Genomic DNA, 17,477 nt, shown 5'->3' on the forward strand with positions numbered 1-17,477 from the left:
AAGCGCTTTTTTCATATTTCCCAATCTTTTTTCAAAAAACCGTCACAACACAATAAAATCAATAACTTACACCAAACCAACACCCCAAAATCACCGCAATGCCGCATTTGCATTGCCGCATCGCGGCGATTCCGGTCGATTCAGTAGATCAGCACCTGGAACGGGCTGCCCGTCAGCTCTTGTCCGCCATAGCCGAAATTGCAGCCGTTGAACCCGGGGCGGGTTTTGCCCAGCTGCCAGTCGCCGTTGTATTCAGTCCGGCAGGCATAGAGCGGGGTGCCGTCCGCCTCGTTGCCGATGGCCATCGCGGTGTCGGGAATCGAGTTGAACAGAGCCGGCAGCCAGCGCTGTTTGCCGATGATCATGCGGTAGGTCGGGTTCTTCCATTCCTGACCGCCATAGCCGAAGAAGCAGGCCTTCAGATCCCAGGACACTTTACCGGGGTGGCTGCCACCGTTGTGATCGACCGTGCAGACATGCAGGAAGCCCACGTTCAGATCAAATCCCGCACGGGGCGAGCGCGGATCGATAGAGCCGTTCGACAGCGTGACCCAATCCCACCAGTCCTGCGGCAGGTCGTCGGTCCGGGCCGGTTGACCCCAGGCGCATTGCCACAGCAGGTCCAGCATGGACGCAGACCCGCCCAGCGTATAGGGCAGCATGTCCTCGGCAAATCTCAGGTCCAGAGAGAAGCCATTGCGGATCGCCTCTTCGACATCCATGCCGACGTGTGCGGCGATCCCTTGGGGGCTGCGCTGGAAAAACAGGTCATAGGTTCTGTCGTCGATCTGGGCGGGAATCGTGGTGGCGTCCATCAGCCCGTCGGTGACGATGCTCAGGCTGCCATTGATCACCTGGAACCGCAGCATGCGGCCACCGCGATCCGGCTTGGTCACGTCAATCAAGTCGGCATGGCACATGCCGGGGCCATCGCGCGTGATGACCCAGGGCAAGGTACGGGCAAAGACGTTATCCCCTGCCGAAGCGATCTGGGGGGTGACCATCAGGCCAGCCGCAACCGAAGCGGCCGAAAGCGCACGCCAAAGCGCGCCGGAAAGTTTGTTGAACATAGGGTATCCTCGAAGTGAAAAAGGCGGCCGCATTGGCCGCGCACAGCCGGACTGCAAAGCGGGCCGCCCCTGAGGACGGCCCGAAACGTTATCGCGCGGCGCAGATGGTGGCGCGGGCATTCACCCAGCAGCCGCCTGTGGATTGGCGGAAATCCTCGCCCAGAAAGGCCTGCGCATGGGTCGATCCGCGCATCCCGTTCCAGTGACCACCCGCAAAGCCATTCCCGAACGGAGAGATCTCGGCAAAGTATTCACCCAGATAGGTGTCGCGGTTGGTGTTGATCCAGAACGTGCCGGTGCCGTCATTGGCCATCCAGATCGGGCAGTTGTTCGGCATGTTCACATAGGTCTGCCCGTCCACGATCAGCTTGCACGAGCCCAGAAGCACGTAGGGCTCTTTGGCCGGTTTGGGCTGGTTGGCCAGACCCGCGCATTCCAGCATCGAGTCGATGGCCCGCGACGACCCCGACAGCGTGTATTCCGGGCCTTCAGGATCAAAGTTCAGGTTCAACCGGTTGCCCCGTTGCACCGCGGCCAGGAAATTCCGATCGACCGGGGTGCTGGTGGTGTCGCCGATGATCGACAGGGTCATCGGATAGAACTGGCCGTCGATCAGAGCGGCTGCGGGGAAAGTGTCGGACAGCTGGTCCGACAGCAGCCAGAAACCGTTGTAGTCAGCGTCAAAGCGCAGCATCCGGCCGCCGCCTTGGCCCTTGGAGTAATCGGTCAGCTGGGCGCTGCAGGCGCCGGTCGGCCAATAGATGACCTCCCAATTGCCGAATTGCGCGTAGGTCCGGCTGCCTTCCGGGCGCGGCTCGGGCGCGGGATTGCCACCGGCATTGCCATAGCCGTTGCTGTTGCCATTCCCCTGCCCCGAGCATTGCGCGGCCAGATTGCGGATATGGTCGGCAGCCCCCCAAACGGTGTCGCGGCTGTTGCGCAGGCACCAGTCGTAATGCATCGCGTAGATGCCGTGAACGCCACGGCTGAAATCCTGACATTCCGGATTGCGAGCGATCGCCTCATTGGCGACGTCGGCGGTCGAGCTGGCGTATTGCTTGCAGAACCGGTCATCGGTTCGCTGGCTGTCCTGTGCATAGGCTGCGCTTACGCCGCAGACCGTCAGGACAAGGCCCACAAGGGCGGATTTGAAATGATGTGCTCTATTAAACATAGATGAACCTTCATGGTACTAAGGCCGCCGCTTTCCGAAGCCTGCGCAAAGGTCAGTTGCGCAATCCGGGTTACTGCGACCGTTACTGGGAACAAGTTACTCTGGTGTCGCAAACGACCCCCATAGCCTATTAAAAGTAAAGAGAAAAACTTTGACCGAGGTTAAGAAACTCGATCTGACGTAGGGTGAGCTTCACCTGCCGGAACACCGAGTGGTGAAAGATTGGGCAATTGATCTGCCCTCGCCTGCCCTTTGGTGCGAATCCGGGAACGGGCCGCTCAGCGCAGCCCGTTTCGGGCGATGAAAACCGCCAGATCCTGCACGATTTGCCCCCGTGCGGCGGCCATCGCCTGCGCATCCCCAGGTGCTGCAATCGGCACCGACAGCGAGAAGAACCGCGCACGCGGCCGCCCGCCCTCTTCGGTTGGCGAGACGAAGATCTGCCCCGACAGGCGGAACATGTTCTGGCGGTCCGCCAGCATCTGCTCGATCCGGACATCGACGCGGGCGTCTGGGGTGCTTTCGAACGGCCAGGGCTGCGAGGCCACGGTCAGCCCGGTGATCTGGCTCAGGTGGCGGGTCAGCTCCAGCGTGACCGCGCGCACCGGGTTATCGGCCCACAGTTGGGTTTTCTGGGTGGTGATCCCGCCCTCGGGGGTTTCGACCGCCATCTCGGCCAGGGTCGCGTATTCCGGCAGCGACACCTCGCGCAGCTCGACCGAGCCATAGGCCCCCACGCGCACCTTTTGCGCCGGTTGCAGGTCCGGCACCGGATAGCGCAGCGGATCGCCCTGCAAGGCAGAACAGGCGGATAGGCCCAGCACGGCCAGAAACAGCGGAAAGCGGGTCAGGTTCAGCATGGTTCAGCGCCCTATAATGATCGAGTTGGGCCGGCGCTCCAACGCGCGGGCCAGGCTGGCGACCGCATCCGCGGCCTCCTGTATCTTGCGCATGGCGCCGCGCACGTCGCGGTTCACGCCCGAGTTCTCGCCAAAGCCCGCCAGCGTCGCGTTGGCCTGATTGACCAGATCGTTCAGGCGGGCGGCGATTTCCGGCAGATCCTTGGTGGCCTGCGCCACCGCATCCGCCGCACTGGCGGTCGAGGCCAGCGTCTTGTTGGCATTGTCGATCAGCCCGCCGTCGCGCAATTGCGCAAGGGTCTGCTGCAAGTCGGCCAGCGCGGCATTCAGCGACTTCGGCAGGCTCTTGGCCCCGTCCGACGCCAGCAAGGTGCTGGTCGAGGCGGCCACCGCCTCCAGTTCTTTCAGCAAGCTGTCCAGCGGGAGAGAGTTGATCTTGGCGGTCAGGCCGGACAACTGGTCCACCAGCTGAGGCACACCGGCGACGGAATTGCCCGCCTGCTCCGACGCAGCCCCCACCGCATCAATCGCGGCCAACAGCCGGTTGATCGCGTCAGCCTCGTTCAGCTTGGCCAATGTGGCGCGCAGATCCTCGGTCGTGGCTTGCAGGCTGACCAGCAGCGCATCGACGCTGGCAGGCAGTTTCTGAACCTGCTCTGACCCGACCACGTTGCGCGCATCCGACAGCAGCCCGTTGACCTGGCCGGGGATGGATTTGACATCCTTGTCGTTCAGCAGGCTGGACGCGTTGTCGAGGAAGTTGATGGTGGAGGCCATCACCTCTTCGATCGGCAGATCGTTGACGCGTTTCAGCACACCCTGCGCCGTGGCGGCCACGTCCTGCACATTATTCGCGGTGGTCGGCAGCACCGGCACACCATCGACCGGAGCCTCCAGCGTAGCGGGCGGCGCGTTCTCGACCTGCAACAGCTCGACCTTCAGGCCGCCGGTCAGGATGCTTTCGGTGGCCAGACGTGCGCGCAGCCCTTCGGCAACGCGGTCCGCCAGAAAGGCCATCGCCTCTTCGGGCAGGATCGCGGCGTCCAGACCCAGGCGTTCGGGCTTGATCTCCAGCGCCACCAGCAGGCGCACGCGGGCATCGCCAAAGCGCGCCTCGTCCACCAATCCGCGCAGGCTGGTGACCTCACCGACGCGCACGCCGCCATATTCGACGGGGGCATGGGTGGTCAGCCCGCTGATGTTTTCACGGAACACCACGGCCAGTTGCAGCCCCGGCGCCGAGGCATCACTGAACAGGCTGGCGCGGGCGGTTTCCTCGTCCTCATAGACATCAAAGGTAAAGCCCTCGGTCACCGGCATCCCGCCCGAGACGATGGTCTCGAAGGTCAGCCCGCCGGAAATCAGCGTGGCGAGCGAGGTAAAGTCCAGCTCGGCCCCGTTCGCGCCCAGCGAAAAGCTGAAGCCGGACGTATCCCAGAACCGCGTCGCGCTGTTGATCAGCGTGTCATAAGGCGCGCGCACGATGGCGTCGGAGGTCACCTGCGCACCGTCGGGCGACAGGTGCGGCTTGCCGGTGCGGCCGACCTCGATCCCTTTATACAGTAGCGGGGTGTTCTCACTCAGGATCGTCTCACCGCTGGCGCGCAGGGTGATGATCGTGCCCGTCTCGCCCGCGCGTTGCAGCGGCGCGTCCTTGCGGCCCAGATGGTCGCGCTGCAAGCCATCTGCGGTGGTGTTCCAGATGCCCTCGATGAACACGCCGGACAGCACGGTATCCAGCCCCGACACGCCCTGAACCGAGACTTCGGGCCGCACCACCCAGAACTGGGCGTCCGCGTCGATATAGGGGGCGATGTCCTTGTCGACCCGCACCGTCACCTCGACCTGTTCCAGGCTGGGGGAAAAGCCCACCGTCTCGACGATGCCGACGGTGACATCGCGATAGCGCAGCACGGTTTCCCGCGCCTTGACGCCCGAGGCACTGTCAAAGGTGATCACGATCACCGGGCCGCGATCCGTCCACGATTGCCAGCCCACGCCCAGCGCGATCAGCAACGCGGCGACCGGCACCAGCCAGACGACGCTGACGCGTTCCCAGATGCTGCGCCGGATCGGGCGGATCGGAATTTCGGGGGGATTGGTCATTCGGGATCACCGTTCGTGGCGCGGTCTTCGTCCCAGATCAGTCGCGGATCAATGGATTGGGCAGAAAACATCGTGAAAATGACAGACAGGGCAAAGGTCAGACTGGCAGGCCCCGGCTTGATCGAGGCAACCACACTCAACTGGACCAAAGAGGCCAGGATTGCCACGACAAAAACGTCGATCATCGACCAGCGGCCCACGTATTCGACGATTTCGAACAGACCGTGGCGCTGATGCTTCGGTAACAGGCCGGGGCGGTCCACGCTGATCGCCAGCAGGGCGATGGACAGGAACTTGCCGATGGGAATCAGGACGCTGGCCACCAGGATCACCACCGCGATGCCGACCGAGCCATGATGGATCAGCTCGATCGCGCCGCCGACGATGGTCGCGTCACTGGTGAACAGCAGCGTGCGCGTTTCCAGCATCGGATACAGGTTGGCGGGCAGATAGCACATGATCCCCGCCAGCCACCACGCCCAGACACGTTGCAGGCTTTTGCGGTCGCGCGACACCAGCCGGGCGCCACAGCGCGCGCATTCCGTCGCCTCCCCCGGCCAGACCGAGGAGCAGCGGCGACAGGCGACCAGCCCGGCCTCGCGCACGGTGATCACGCGCTCTGACTGTCCAGGGATTTCCATATCGACCAACTGCAAATGAAGGTTTCCTGTACCACGACGACGATCACCAGCCCGATGAACATCCAGAAGGCGGGGCCCATCTCGACCCGCGCCAGATCGCCGACCTTGACCAGCGCGACCGCACAGCCGATGGCAAAGATCTCGGCCATCGACCAGGGTTTCAGCACCTCGGACCAGCGGAACGCCCGGCGTGCGCCCGCCAGCGCGGGGCGGTCGAACACGATCGGCACCAGCACGTAGAGCAACAGACCCATCCGCAGCGCCGGGATCAGCAGGATGAACGCGGCCGTCAGTACCGACAGCACAGACAGGCGCACATCCGCAAAGGCGAACACCGCATCCATGATCGAGGCCGAATGCGCCAGCCCCTGCACCTCGACCCGCAGGAAGGGAAAGTAGATCGCACCGACCATCAGGATCAGCATCGTCACCGCCATCATGATGATGCGCATGCCTGCGAACCGACGCGGGCGGATCATGACGTGGTGGCAGCGCGCGCAGACTCCCAGCTCTCCGGGGTTGGGATCGACCACGTGATACAGCGCGTCGCACTCGGTGCACGCGATCAGATCTTTCGTATCATGGTAGGTCGGGGCGGCCACGCATCACTCCTTGCGGGCGCGCTCAGGGCTGCCCAAGAAGGCTGGACCATACCGGGCAGGCGCGGATTCGGAAAGGGATCACATTGCCGCCACCCCGCGCCCAGCGGGCGGCCGCCTTCCCTCGCCGCCGCGAACCTGCTTTAGTGGCAGCAACCCAATCGGCGGAGGCCCCCTTGGCATTCACCCTCAGACAGCTTCAGTTCTTTGTCGCCGCGGCCGAGCACGGCAGCGTTCTGGCCGCCTCCAAGGCGCTGTCGATTTCGCAATCCTCGGTGACCGAGGCGATCAAGGCGCTGGAGCTGGACCTGGGCGTGACCCTGTTTGAACGCCGCGCCCGCGGGATGGAGATCACCGTCGCCGGCCACCAGTTCCTGCGCCACGCCCGCAAGATCCGCGATGATGTCTCGGACGCCCGCCGCGCCTTCATGGTCCCGTCCGAGGCCCGCAAGGGCGAGATCAAGCTGGGCGTGACCTCGCTGGTGGCGGGCTACGGGCTGTCCGACGCGCTGGGTCGGTTCAAACGCACCTTTCCGGGCGTCCAGCTCGAGGCGATCGAGGACACTGGCGAATATCTGGAACACCTGCTGATCGGCGGCGAGATCGACGTCGCCTTTCTGATCGTCTCAAACCTGCACAATCGCGCGGCGTTTCAGGTCGAAAGCATCGCCGCCTCGGCCATGCGCCTGTGGCTGCCCTTGGGCCATCCACTGGCCACCCAAGAGGCCGTCAGCCTAGAGGATGTCGCCAAGGAACCGCTGATCATGCTGTCCGTCGAAGAGATCGAGGCAAGCACCCAGACCCTGCTGGCCTCGCTGGGCACGCGGCCCAAGGTGGCATTCCGCACCCGCTCGGTCGAGGCGGTGCGCGCGCTGGTGGCCACCGGAATGGGCGTCGCGATCCTGCCCGACCTGATCTATCGCCCCTGGTCTTTGGAAGGCGACCGGATTGAAATCCGCGACGTATCGGGCGATCTGCCCACCGTTCAGGTCGGCATGGCCTGGCGCCGCGGTGCGCCGCTATCAGATAATGCACGCGATTTCATCCGCTTGGCGCGTAGTTCGTTTCAGGGCACGACCTGAGGTATCGGAAAAACCGAAAATACTAATTTATATTTTGAGATTGCGAATTGTCCGGTGCAGACTGATTGTTTGTGCAACCCCGGCTGGCCGGCGTGGCGGCCTATGCCGGAGGCAAACAAGAACCAACTGGGAGTATAAAAATGTCTGCACGTCTTTTGATGACTGCCGCAGTTACAGCACTGGTCGCGGCGCAGCCCGTTCTGGCGCAGCAAACCTCGCTTGGAAAGGGCGAAGGTCAGGTCGATATCGTTGCCTGGCCAGGCTATATCGAACGCGGTGAAACCGACAAATCCTTTGATTGGGTGACCAAGTTCGAAGAGGCCACCAGCTGCAAGGTCAACGTCAAGACCGCGAACACCTCGGACGAGATGGTGGCGCTGATGAACGAAGGCGGCTTTGACCTTGTCACCGCCTCGGGCGACGCCTCCTTGCGTCTGATCGCGGGCAAGCGGGTGCAGGCGATCAACACCGACCTGATCCCGTCTTGGGGCTCGGTCGATGACCGCCTGAAAAACGCGCCCTGGCACACCGTCGACGGCACCCATTACGGCACGCCCTACATGTGGGGCCCGAACGTGCTGATGTACAACACCGACGTGTTCGGCGACACGCCGCCCACCTCGTGGAACGTCGTGTTCGAGGAAATGACCCTGCCCGACGGCAAGTCGAACAAGGGCCGCGTTCAGGCCTATGACGGCCCGATCCACATCGCCGACGCCGCGCAATACCTGATGGCCCACAAGCCCGAACTGGGTATCAAGTCCCCCTACGAGCTGAACCCCGACCAATACGCCGCCGCTCTGGACCTGCTGCGCCAGCAACGCGGTCTGGTCGGCCGCTACTGGCACGACGCCTTCATCCAGATGGACGACTTCAAGAACGAGGGCGTGGTCGCTTCCGGCTCGTGGCCGTTCCAGGTCAACATCCTGAAAAGCGAAGGCCAGCCCATCGCTTCGGTCATCCCGCAAGAGGGCGCGACCGGCTGGGCGGACACCACGATGATGCACGCCGACGCCGCGCACCCCAACTGCGCCTACATGTGGATGGAGCACACCCTGTCCTCGAACCTGCAATCGGACCTGTCGGTCTGGTTCGGCGCGGTGCCCTCGGTTCCGGCGGCTTGCTCGGACGGGCGCGGGATGCAGACGCAGGAAGGCTGTGACGCCAACGGTCTGGCGGATTTCGAGAAGATCAACTTCTGGACCACGCCGGTCAGCAAATGCGAAAGCCAGGGCGAATGCGTCCCCTACTATCGCTGGGTGTCCGACTACATCGGCGTGATTGGCGGCCGCTAAGCCCCGCCACCACCTGAATGACCAAACCAAACCGGCGGCGCTGACGCGCTGCCGGCCCACCGAGGAATTCTCATGTCATTTGCTGTCGAATTCGACAGGGTTGCCCGCCATTTCGGACAGGTCCGCGCCGTAGACGATGTCTCGTTGCAGATCGCCGAGGGCAGTTTCTTTGCCATGCTGGGGCCGTCCGGGTCCGGCAAGACGACCTGCCTGCGCCTGATCTCGGGGTTCGAACGCCCCACCGCCGGGCAGGTGCGCATTTTCGGGGATCGCGCCGACACGCTGCCCCCCAACCGCCGCCCCGTGAACACGGTGTTCCAGGACTACGCGCTGTTCCCGCATCTCAGCGTGCGCGACAACGTCGCCTACGGGCTGATGGTGCGTGGTCAGAACAAGGCCAGCCGCCGCGACGCCGCCGAAAACATGCTGACCCTGGTCAAGCTGGACGGCTACGGCGACCGCAAGCCCGCACAACTGTCCGGCGGCCAGCGTCAGCGCGTCGCCCTGGCCCGCGCGCTGGTCAACAAACCCAAGGTGCTGCTGCTGGACGAACCGCTTGGCGCGCTGGACCTGAAGCTGCGCGAAGCCATGCAGGACGAGCTGAAAGCCCTGCAGAAATCGCTGGGCATCACCTTTGTCTTCGTCACCCATGATCAGGGCGAGGCGCTCTCGATGGCTGATACCGTGGCCGTGTTCAACGACGGCAAGATCGTCCAGCTGGGCACCCCCGAAGATATCTACCAACGCCCCCGTACCCGGTTCGTCGCCGATTTCGTCGGCTCGGCCAACGTGCTGCCGCCCGAATTCTGCTCCTCGCTTGACCTTGCCCGCAGCTGGGCCAGCCTGCGGGCCGAAGCGATCTCGCTCACCGCACCCGGCCGTGGTCAGGTCGACGGCACCCTCACCGGCACCCGCTATCTGGGCGCGGTGAACCGTCTGTCGGTGCGCGTCGGCAAAACCGAGCTGTCAGCGGACATCCCCGCGCATGCGCCCGTCCCCGCCCCCGGCGCAACAGTCGGTCTGACATGGGACGCACGCGCCCTGCACCGGATGGAGGAAGGATGATGGCCACCCATCGCCTGACCAATCCCCTGTCCGACATGTTCTGGCGACGCCCTCGCGTGTTGCTGGCGCTGCTGCTGGCCCCGCCGCTGCTGTGGCTGGGGGTCGTCTATATCGGCTCGCTCGCCGCGCTGCTGCTGCAAAGCTTCTTTTCCATCGACGAGTTTTCGGGCCTCATCAACTACGAGTTCACCCTGAAAACCTATGGCGAACTGCTGCGCCCGGCCAATTACGACATCGTTTTGCGCACCACGCTGATGGCCGCCGCAGTGACCGTCGCCTCGGCCGTGATCGCCTTTCCGATTGCCTTCTACGCTGCGCGCTATGCAAAGGGCCGGATGAAGGCGTTCTTCTACCTGGCCGTGATGCTGCCGCTGTGGTCCAGCTATCTGGTCAAGGTCTACGCCTGGAAACTGATCCTGGCCAAAGAGGGCATCCTGACCTGGGCCGTGGACGGTATCGGGGCCAGTGCTGCGCTGAACGCGCTGCTGTCGCTGCCGGTGATCGGGGGCAACTCGCTGTCGGTCAGCTATATCGGCACCTTTCTGGTGTTCCTCTATGTCTGGCTGCCCTACATGATCCTGCCGCTTCAGGCGTCGCTGGAACGTGTCCCCGCCAACTTGCTCGAAGCCTCGGACGATCTGGGTGCTTCACGCGGGCAGACCCTGCGACATGTGATCCTGCCGCTGGCAATGCCGGGGATGATTGCCGGCTCGATCTTCACCTTCTCGCTGACGCTTGGGGATTACATCATCCCGCAGATTGTCGGCTCGTCGCGCAACTTCATCGGTCAGGCCGTCTATGCCCATCAGGGCACCGCGGGGAACATCCCGCTGGCCGCAGCCTTTGCGGTGGTGCCCATCGTCATCATGGGGGTCTACCTGTGGATGGCCAAACGGAAGGGGGCGTTCGATGCACTCTGACCGCGCCTCTTTGCTGCTGAAATCGGCGGCCTTTGCCGGGCTCTTGTTCCTGCATCTGCCGATCCTGCTGATCTTTGTCTACGCCTTCACCACCGAGGACCGCACCTACCAGTGGCCGCCGCCCGGCCTGACGCTGAAGTGGTTCGCCGTGACCTGGAACCGCCCCGACGTGTGGGAGGCAATGGCCCTTTCCGTCCGCGTGGCCTCGATCTCGACCGCGATCGCGCTGGTGCTGGGCACCCTGTGCGCCGCCGCCGTCAGCCGGGCCAAGTTCTTCGGGCGCGAGGCCGTGTCCCTGCTGGTGATCCTGCCGATCGCCCTGCCGGGGATCATCACGGGCATCTCTCTGCGCTCGGCCTTCAACATCGGGGGGATTCCCTTCTCGACGCTGACCATCATTCTGGGGCACGCGACCTTCTGCATCGTGGTTGTCTACAACAACGCGGTGGCGCGGTTCCGGCGCATCTCGGGCTCGATGCTCGAAGCGTCCTCCGATCTGGGGGCGAACGGGTTCCAGACCTTCTGGCATGTGGTGCTGCCCAATATCGGCACCGCGCTGCTGGCGGGCGGGATGCTGGCCTTTGCCCTCAGCTTCGACGAGGTGATCGTCACCACCTTCACCGCCGGACAGCAGGCCACCCTGCCGATCTGGATGCTGGAGGAGCTGGTGCGCCCCCGCCAAAGACCCGTCACCAACGTGGTCGCGATGATCGTCGTCCTGGTGACCTTCCTGCCGATCCTCGGCGCCTATTACCTGACCCGCGGCGGCACCGAGACCGCCGGGGGCAGCAAATGACCTGAACAAGCGGAGACCAGACATGGATACCCAACTGCTGATCAACGGTGCCTTCAGCACTGGCACCGGAACCCCGGAAAAGATCGTGAACCCGCGCACCGGCGAAATCATCCTGGACCTGCCCGAAGCCTCGCTCGAACAGGTCGATGCCGCCGTGGCCGCCGCGAACGAGGCGTTCTCGGGCTGGGCGCGCACCACCCCGGTGGAACGCGCCGCCGCCCTGCTGCGCATCGCCGACCGGATCGAGGCCGAGGGCGACGCCTTTGGCGCGCTTGAGGCGCTGAACTGCGGCAAGCCGATCAACGCCGCCACCGGCGACGAGATCCCCGCCATCGTGGACACGTTCCGCTACTTCGCCGGTGCGGTGCGCAACATGCACGGCCCGGTCGCGGGCGAATACCTCGAAGGGTTCACCTCGATGATCCGGCGCGATCCGGTGGGGGTGATCGCCTCGGTCGCGCCGTGGAACTACCCGCTGATGATGATGGCCTGGAAACTGGCCCCCGCCATCGCGGGCGGCAACACCGTGGTGTTCAAACCCTCGGAACAGACCCCGCTGACGGCGTTGAAATTCGCCCATATCCTGGCCGACGAGCTGCCCAAGGGCGTGGTCAACATCGTCACCGGGCGCGGTGAAACCGTCGGCAACGCGCTGGTCACGCACAAGGGCGTGGACATGATCTCGCTGACGGGCGACGTGGCCACCGGCAAGAAGATGCTTCAGGCGGCATCGCGCACCGTCAAGCGCACCCATCTGGAACTGGGCGGCAAGGCCCCCGTCATCGTGTTCGACGACGCCGACATCTCTGAGGTGGTCGAGGGGCTGCGCGCCTTTGGCTATTACAATGCCGGTCAGGATTGCACCGCCGCCTGCCGCATCTACGCCTCCAAGAAGAACTACGACAATCTGGTCGCCGACCTGACCGCCGCCGTCTCCTCGATCGTCTACGACAATGCCGACGACACCCTGAACGAGATCGGCCCGCTGATCTCGGCCCGTCAGCGCGACCGCGTGGCAAGCTTCGTCGAACGCGCCCGCGAGCTGAACCATGTCGAGATCACCACCGGCGGCAGCGTGATGGGCGAGCGTGGCTTCTACTACGCACCCACCATCGTGGCCGGCGCCCAACAGCACGACGAGATCGTCCAGCGCGAGGTGTTTGGCCCCGTCGTGTCCGTCACCCCGTTCAGCGACGTGGACGAGGCCGTCGCATGGGCCAATGACAGCGATTACGGGCTGGCCTCATCGGTCTGGACCAAGGATATCGGCCGCGCCATGTCCACCGCCTCGCGCCTGCGCTACGGCTGCACGTGGATCAACACCCACTTCATGCTGACCACCGAAATGCCCCACGGCGGGCTGAAAGCCTCGGGCTACGGCAAGGACATGTCGATGTACGCGCTAGAGGATTACACCGTCGCCCGCCACGTCATGCTGAAGCACTAAACCCAACAGCGCCTGCCCCCACCGGGGCGGGCGCCCCCGTCCAACGGCTCAGAGCGTCTCCAGATTCCCAAGGAACCGGCGCAGGAAGTCGTTGAACATTTCCACCTCGGCTTCCGAAAATCCCTCCAGCAGCTTCCGCTGCCGCTCCAACGCGGTGTGCAGGATGCGTTCGTGCAGCGCGCGCCCCTTGTCGGTCAGCGTCCAGTCGCGTCGGCGTGGATCGGGCAGCGGGGTCTCTGCCACCGCCAGCCCCGCCTGCTCCAGCCGTGTCAGGCTGCGGCTGACGGCGGCCTTGTCGATGCCGATGGTCTTGCTGGCCAGCGCCACGCTGCATCCGGGCACCCGCGTCAGCATCACCAGCATCCGCCAGTCCATCGCGCCGATCCCGTACTCTTGCTGATAGACCCGCGCCGCGCTGCGCGTGAACCGGTTCGCCGCAAAGGTCAGCAGCACCGTCGGCGAGCGCGAAAAACTCAGCGTCGCCCGCGCCTCGGGCGTGTCATCGTCGGGAAAGGCCAGGAACATCTCGTCCGGCAGCGGGGATGGGGCGTCTGTCACGGGGTCTGTCCGGGCTGCGTTATGTGTTGACATGACAACAGGGAATCGGCTGTCCTGTCAACACATCCACAGGCAGGTATGACATGTCCAACGCCCCGGTATTTCAGATCGACCCCCGCGCCTTCTGGCACGACCCCTACCCCAGCCTGAAACAGATGCGCGCGACCGCGCCCATCGCCTATGTCCCGCAGCTGGACGCCGTGCTGATCACCCGCCGCGACGACATCTTCGAGAATGAAAAGAAGATCGAGGTGTTTTCCTCGGACCAGCCCAACGGGCTGATGACCGTGCTGATGGGCCAGAACATGATGCGCAAGGACGGCGCCCCCCACATGGCCGAGCGTAAGGCGATCTTCCCCACCGTCTCGCCACGCACGGTCAAGGACGTCTGGAAAGCCGCGTTTCAGGCCGACACCACCCGCATTCTGGACGAGCTTGCCCCGCAGGGCCGCGCCGACATGGTGGCCGACATCGCCAAGCGGATCTCGGGCGAGGCGCTGAAACAGGTCACCGGCCTGACCAACATCACGTGGCAGGAAATGGATCGCGTCAGTCAGGGCATGATCGACGGCTGCGCCAATTACGCCGGCGATCCCGCGATCGAGGCGCGCTGCCACGACTGCACCGCCTCCATCGACCGGGCGATTGACGGGATGATCCCGGTGCTCTCTGCGCAGCCCAACCACTCGCTTTTGTCCGTACAGATGCAGGCGGGCCTCAGCGACGCACAGATCCGCGCCAATATCAAACTGGCGATCTCGGGCGGGCAGAACGAGCCGCGCGACGTCATCGCCGGGCTGGTCTGGGCGCTGCTGACCCATCCCGCGCAGCTGCAACTGATCCGCGACGGTCAGGCGACATGGCTGCAAGCGTTCGAGGAATACGTCCGCTGGAACGCCCCTATCGGCATGTCCCCGCGCCGCGTCGCGCAACGGCACGAGTTGCACGGCATCACGTTGGAGCCGGACGACCGCGTTTTCTTCATGTTCGGATCGGGAAACCGGGACGAGCAGGTCTTTGCCCGTCCCGATGAGTTCGACATCACTCAGGATGTCGGCCCCTCGATCGCCTTTGGCGCGGGGCCGCATTTCTGTGCCGGGGCCTGGGCGGCCCGCAGCCTGATCGCCGATGTGGCGCTGCCGATGATCTTTGACCGCCTGCCCGGCCTGCGCCTGGATGGCGAGGCACCGTTCGGCGGCTGGGCGTTCCGGGGCCCGCTCTCCATGCCGGTGGCGTGGTCGGCGGACTGACCGGACCCGATCAGCCCTTGCGACGCGGAGGCGTATCCCCGCCCTTGCCCTTCACCTTGAAGGACGGCTTGTCACCGAATTTCCCCGGAGCGCGATCAGCCTGCTTGCCCTTGCCATAGGGCTTGCTGTCCGACTTGCCGTAGGGCTTGCCTTCCGACTTGCCGTATCCCTTACCCTCGGACTTTCCGTAAGGCTTACCCTCGGATTTCCCGTAAGGCTTACCCTCGGACTTGCCATACCCTTTGCCGTCCGACTTGCCATACGGCTTGCCGTCCGACTTGCCATAGCCCTTACCCTCGGACTTGCCGTAGGGCTTGCCTTCCGACTTCGCGTACGGCTTGCCCTCGGATTTCCCGTAGGGTTTGCCCTCAGACTTGCCATAGGGCTTGCCCTTGCCAGCAGGCTTGTCGCCTGACTTGCCATAGGGCTTGGCCCCCTTGTGCGCGACGCCATCGGCCTCACGCGGGCGGCTGAATCTCCGGTCGTCCGAGGACCGCTCGGCATCGCGACGCGCGCGATCTGCCCCGGTGTGGCGCGGTTTGCGCGCGGGGCGCTCCTCGCCGTCAGCGGCATCCACGGGCTTCGGCTTGGGGCGTTCCATCCGGTCGACACGGCCCGTACGCATTGCAGCGGGCTTGGGACGATCGCCAAAGTCCTTGCGGGCCGGACGCTCGGTACGCTCGGCGCGGGCCGGACGTTCCACAGCCTCGACCGGAGCTTCGACGCGCTCGGCCACGGCGGGCATCTCGGGCGCTTCGGCCGCGGGTTTCGAGGGGCGATCCCACTTCGCGGGCTTGTCGTCGCTTCGCTCGGCACGGTCAGCGCGCGGGCCCTTGCGATGCGCAGCACCGCCAGCAGCACGCGGCTTGCGCGCGGGCGGCGGCAGGTCGGGCTCACCCTCGATCGGGCGCGCCTTGATGCCGTCCTCCAGCACCCCGTCGGCCCCAATGGCCGCCAGGAAGCCGGGGCGCGCGGCCTCGGTCAGCTCGATGAACGTCTCGGTATCCGTCACGCGGATCTTGCCGATCTGGGTCTTTTCCAGATCGCCCGCCCGGCACAGCATCGGCAGCAGCCAGCGCGCCTCGGCGTTGCGGTCGCGGCCCACCGACAGCGCGATCCAGGCCGAGGGCCCGAAATCCGCGCGCGGTGCGCGATCCGACGGTTTGGGCGCGTTCGGCGCGTTCAGCTCTTCGGGGGCGGACAGACGGCCCTGATACAGACGCAGGCAGGCCACGGCGATCTGCTCGGGCGAATACTGCCCCAGCAGGCCGGTCGCAAAGGTCGCCTCATCCGGGGTCGCCTCGTCGGTCCATGCGCTGTCGGACATCAGGCGTTCCTGATCCTTGGCGCGGATATCCTCGGGCGAGGGCGCATAGCCCCATTTCGCTTCGATCTTGGCCCATTTCAGCAGGCGCTCGGCCTTCTTGGTGGCCTTGTCCGGCACGATCAGCGCCGAGATCCCCTTGCGCCCTGCCCGGCCAGTCCGGCCCGAGCGGTGCAGCAGCGCCTCGGTGTTGGTCGGCAGGTCGGCATGGACGACCAGTTCCAGGTTCGGCAGGTCGATGCCGCGTGCGGCCACATCGGTGGCCACGCACACCCGCGCACGTCCGTCGCGCAGGGCTTGCAGCGCGTGGCTACGCTCGTCCTGGCTCAACTCACCCGACAGCGACACCACCAGGAACCCGCGGTTCGAGAAGCGCGCCGTCAGGCGGGCCACTGCCGCGCGGGTATTGGCGAACACGATTGCGGTTTGCGCATCATGGAATCGCAGCAGGTTGATGATCGCATGTTCCACGTCATGCATGGCGACCTGAACCGCTTGATATTCAATGTCCGAATGCTGCTGGCCCTTGGTCAGCGTCGTCACCCGCACCGCGTCGCGCTGATAGCTTTTGGCCAGCTCCGCGATCGACGGCGACACCGTGGCCGAGAACATCAGCGTCCGGCGATCTTCCGGGGCGGCGCCCAGCATGAATTCCAGATCCTCGCGGAAGCCCAGGTCCAGCATCTCGTCGGCTTCGTCCAGCACGATGGCGCGGATATCGCCCAGATCCAGCGCGCCGCGCTCGATATGGTCGCGCAGACGACCCGGAGTACCCACGACGATATGCGCGCCGCGTTCCAGCGCGCGGCGTTCGTTGCGCGCGTCCATCCCGCCGATGCACGACACGACCCAGGCGCCGGTGCCCTTGTACAGCCACGCCAGTTCACGCTGGACCTGCATCGCCAATTCGCGCGTCGGCGCCACGACCAGCGCCAGCGGCGCGGCGGGTGCCCCCATCATCTGTGCATCGCCCAGCAGCGTCGGCGCAATCGCCAGACCAAAGCCCACGGTCTTGCCCGAACCCGTCTGGGCCGAGACCAGCAGGTCAGCATTCGTCAGTTCAGGCGCGGTAACGGCCTCTTGCACATCGGTAAGCGAGGTATATCCGCGCTCGGCCAGCGCATCGGAAAGGGCGGTAATCATTGGGGGAGTGTCCTGGGTACGCACGCCGCAAGGGCGGCTGAAAGGCCGCTCAGTACCGCAAAGCAAGGGATTTGTCCACCGATATTCTGCGTTGCGGCCCAAACGAAACCGGCCCGCGCAGGGCGGGCCGGTCAGTGTCACTTTGCG

General features: G+C 64.8%; 15 protein-coding genes. 7 read left to right on the forward strand and 8 right to left on the reverse strand.

All coding sequences use genetic code 11. From position 1 onward, the window contains the following. Positions 1 to 140: 140 nt before the first annotated feature. The 6 genes from E7681_RS17195 to E7681_RS17220 form a co-directional block, all read right to left on the reverse strand. The gene (locus E7681_RS17195; protein ID WP_168733240.1) at positions 141 to 1,070 is read right to left on the reverse strand and encodes a DM9 repeat-containing protein; all 930 of its coding nucleotides are present in this window, start codon (positions 1,068 to 1,070) and stop codon (positions 141 to 143) included. 88 nt (positions 1,071 to 1,158) lie between these two features. Continuing rightward, positions 1,159 to 2,244, reverse strand: coding sequence for a hypothetical protein (locus E7681_RS17200; protein ID WP_136340499.1), 1,086 nt, complete (start codon positions 2,242 to 2,244; stop codon positions 1,159 to 1,161). Between the two features lie 278 nt (positions 2,245 to 2,522). Beyond that, the gene (locus tag E7681_RS17205) at positions 2,523 to 3,104 is read right to left on the reverse strand and encodes a PqiC family protein (protein ID WP_211089817.1); all 582 of its coding nucleotides are present in this window, start codon (positions 3,102 to 3,104) and stop codon (positions 2,523 to 2,525) included. A gap of 3 nt (positions 3,105 to 3,107) precedes the next feature. Further along, complete coding sequence (locus E7681_RS17210) at positions 3,108 to 5,210, reverse strand: MlaD family protein (RefSeq protein ID WP_136340500.1); 2,103 nt, start codon at positions 5,208 to 5,210, stop codon at positions 3,108 to 3,110. Next, positions 5,207 to 5,851, reverse strand: a complete 645-nt coding sequence (locus E7681_RS17215; RefSeq protein WP_136340501.1) for a paraquat-inducible protein A — start codon at positions 5,849 to 5,851, stop codon at positions 5,207 to 5,209. Before E7681_RS17215 ends, E7681_RS17210 begins: the two co-directional genes overlap by 4 nt. Further along, positions 5,821 to 6,453 carry a paraquat-inducible protein A gene (locus E7681_RS17220; RefSeq protein ID WP_136340502.1) on the reverse strand — a complete coding sequence of 211 codons (633 nt, stop codon included), beginning with the start codon at positions 6,451 to 6,453 and terminating at the stop codon, positions 5,821 to 5,823. The genes E7681_RS17215 and E7681_RS17220 overlap by 31 nt, the downstream gene beginning before the upstream one ends. Positions 6,454 to 6,626: 173 nt before the next feature. On the opposite strand from E7681_RS17220, the gene E7681_RS17225 reads away from it, so the two are divergent. From E7681_RS17225 to E7681_RS17250, 6 genes are all read left to right on the forward strand, one after another. Beyond that, complete coding sequence (locus E7681_RS17225; protein WP_136340503.1) at positions 6,627 to 7,532, forward strand: LysR family transcriptional regulator; 906 nt, start codon at positions 6,627 to 6,629, stop codon at positions 7,530 to 7,532. 140 nt (positions 7,533 to 7,672) lie between these two features. Beyond that, a complete protein-coding gene (locus E7681_RS17230) occupies positions 7,673 to 8,827 on the forward strand; it encodes an ABC transporter substrate-binding protein (protein ID WP_136340504.1) in 1,155 nt (384 codons plus the stop codon). Positions 8,828 to 8,899: 72 nt separating this feature from the next. Further along, positions 8,900 to 9,892 (forward strand): ABC transporter ATP-binding protein, encoded by a 993-nt coding sequence (locus E7681_RS17235; RefSeq protein ID WP_136340505.1) that lies wholly within the window; start codon positions 8,900 to 8,902, stop codon positions 9,890 to 9,892. Next, complete coding sequence (locus E7681_RS17240) at positions 9,892 to 10,812, forward strand: ABC transporter permease (protein WP_246032529.1); 921 nt, start codon at positions 9,892 to 9,894, stop codon at positions 10,810 to 10,812. The genes E7681_RS17235 and E7681_RS17240 overlap by 1 nt, the downstream gene beginning before the upstream one ends. Next, on the forward strand, positions 10,802 to 11,608 hold the full coding sequence (locus tag E7681_RS17245; RefSeq protein WP_136340507.1) for an ABC transporter permease: 807 nt from the start codon (positions 10,802 to 10,804) through the stop codon (positions 11,606 to 11,608). Before E7681_RS17240 ends, E7681_RS17245 begins: the two co-directional genes overlap by 11 nt. A 22-nt stretch (positions 11,609 to 11,630) precedes the next feature. Further along, positions 11,631 to 13,055, forward strand: coding sequence for a gamma-aminobutyraldehyde dehydrogenase (locus E7681_RS17250; protein ID WP_136340508.1), 1,425 nt, complete (start codon positions 11,631 to 11,633; stop codon positions 13,053 to 13,055). 48 nt (positions 13,056 to 13,103) lie between these two features. On the opposite strand, the gene E7681_RS17255 is transcribed toward E7681_RS17250, so the two are convergent. Continuing rightward, positions 13,104 to 13,613: a MarR family winged helix-turn-helix transcriptional regulator gene (locus E7681_RS17255; RefSeq protein WP_246032530.1), complete on the reverse strand. Its 510-nt coding sequence runs from the start codon at positions 13,611 to 13,613 to the stop codon at positions 13,104 to 13,106. An 83-nt stretch (positions 13,614 to 13,696) separates the two neighbouring features. Here E7681_RS17255 and E7681_RS17260 point away from each other — a divergent pair, with 83 nt between their 5' ends. Next, positions 13,697 to 14,863 carry a cytochrome P450 gene (locus E7681_RS17260; protein WP_136340510.1) on the forward strand — a complete coding sequence of 389 codons (1,167 nt, stop codon included), beginning with the start codon at positions 13,697 to 13,699 and terminating at the stop codon, positions 14,861 to 14,863. Positions 14,864 to 14,873: 10 nt separating this feature from the next. On the opposite strand, the gene E7681_RS17265 is transcribed toward E7681_RS17260, so the two are convergent. Beyond that, positions 14,874 to 17,330 (reverse strand): DEAD/DEAH box helicase, encoded by a 2,457-nt coding sequence (locus tag E7681_RS17265; RefSeq protein ID WP_136340511.1) that lies wholly within the window; start codon positions 17,328 to 17,330, stop codon positions 14,874 to 14,876. Positions 17,331 to 17,477 lie beyond the last annotated feature (147 nt).

Source organism: Thalassobius vesicularis (genome assembly GCF_004799325.1).
Taxonomy (GTDB): domain Bacteria; phylum Pseudomonadota; class Alphaproteobacteria; order Rhodobacterales; family Rhodobacteraceae; genus Thalassobius; species Thalassobius vesicularis.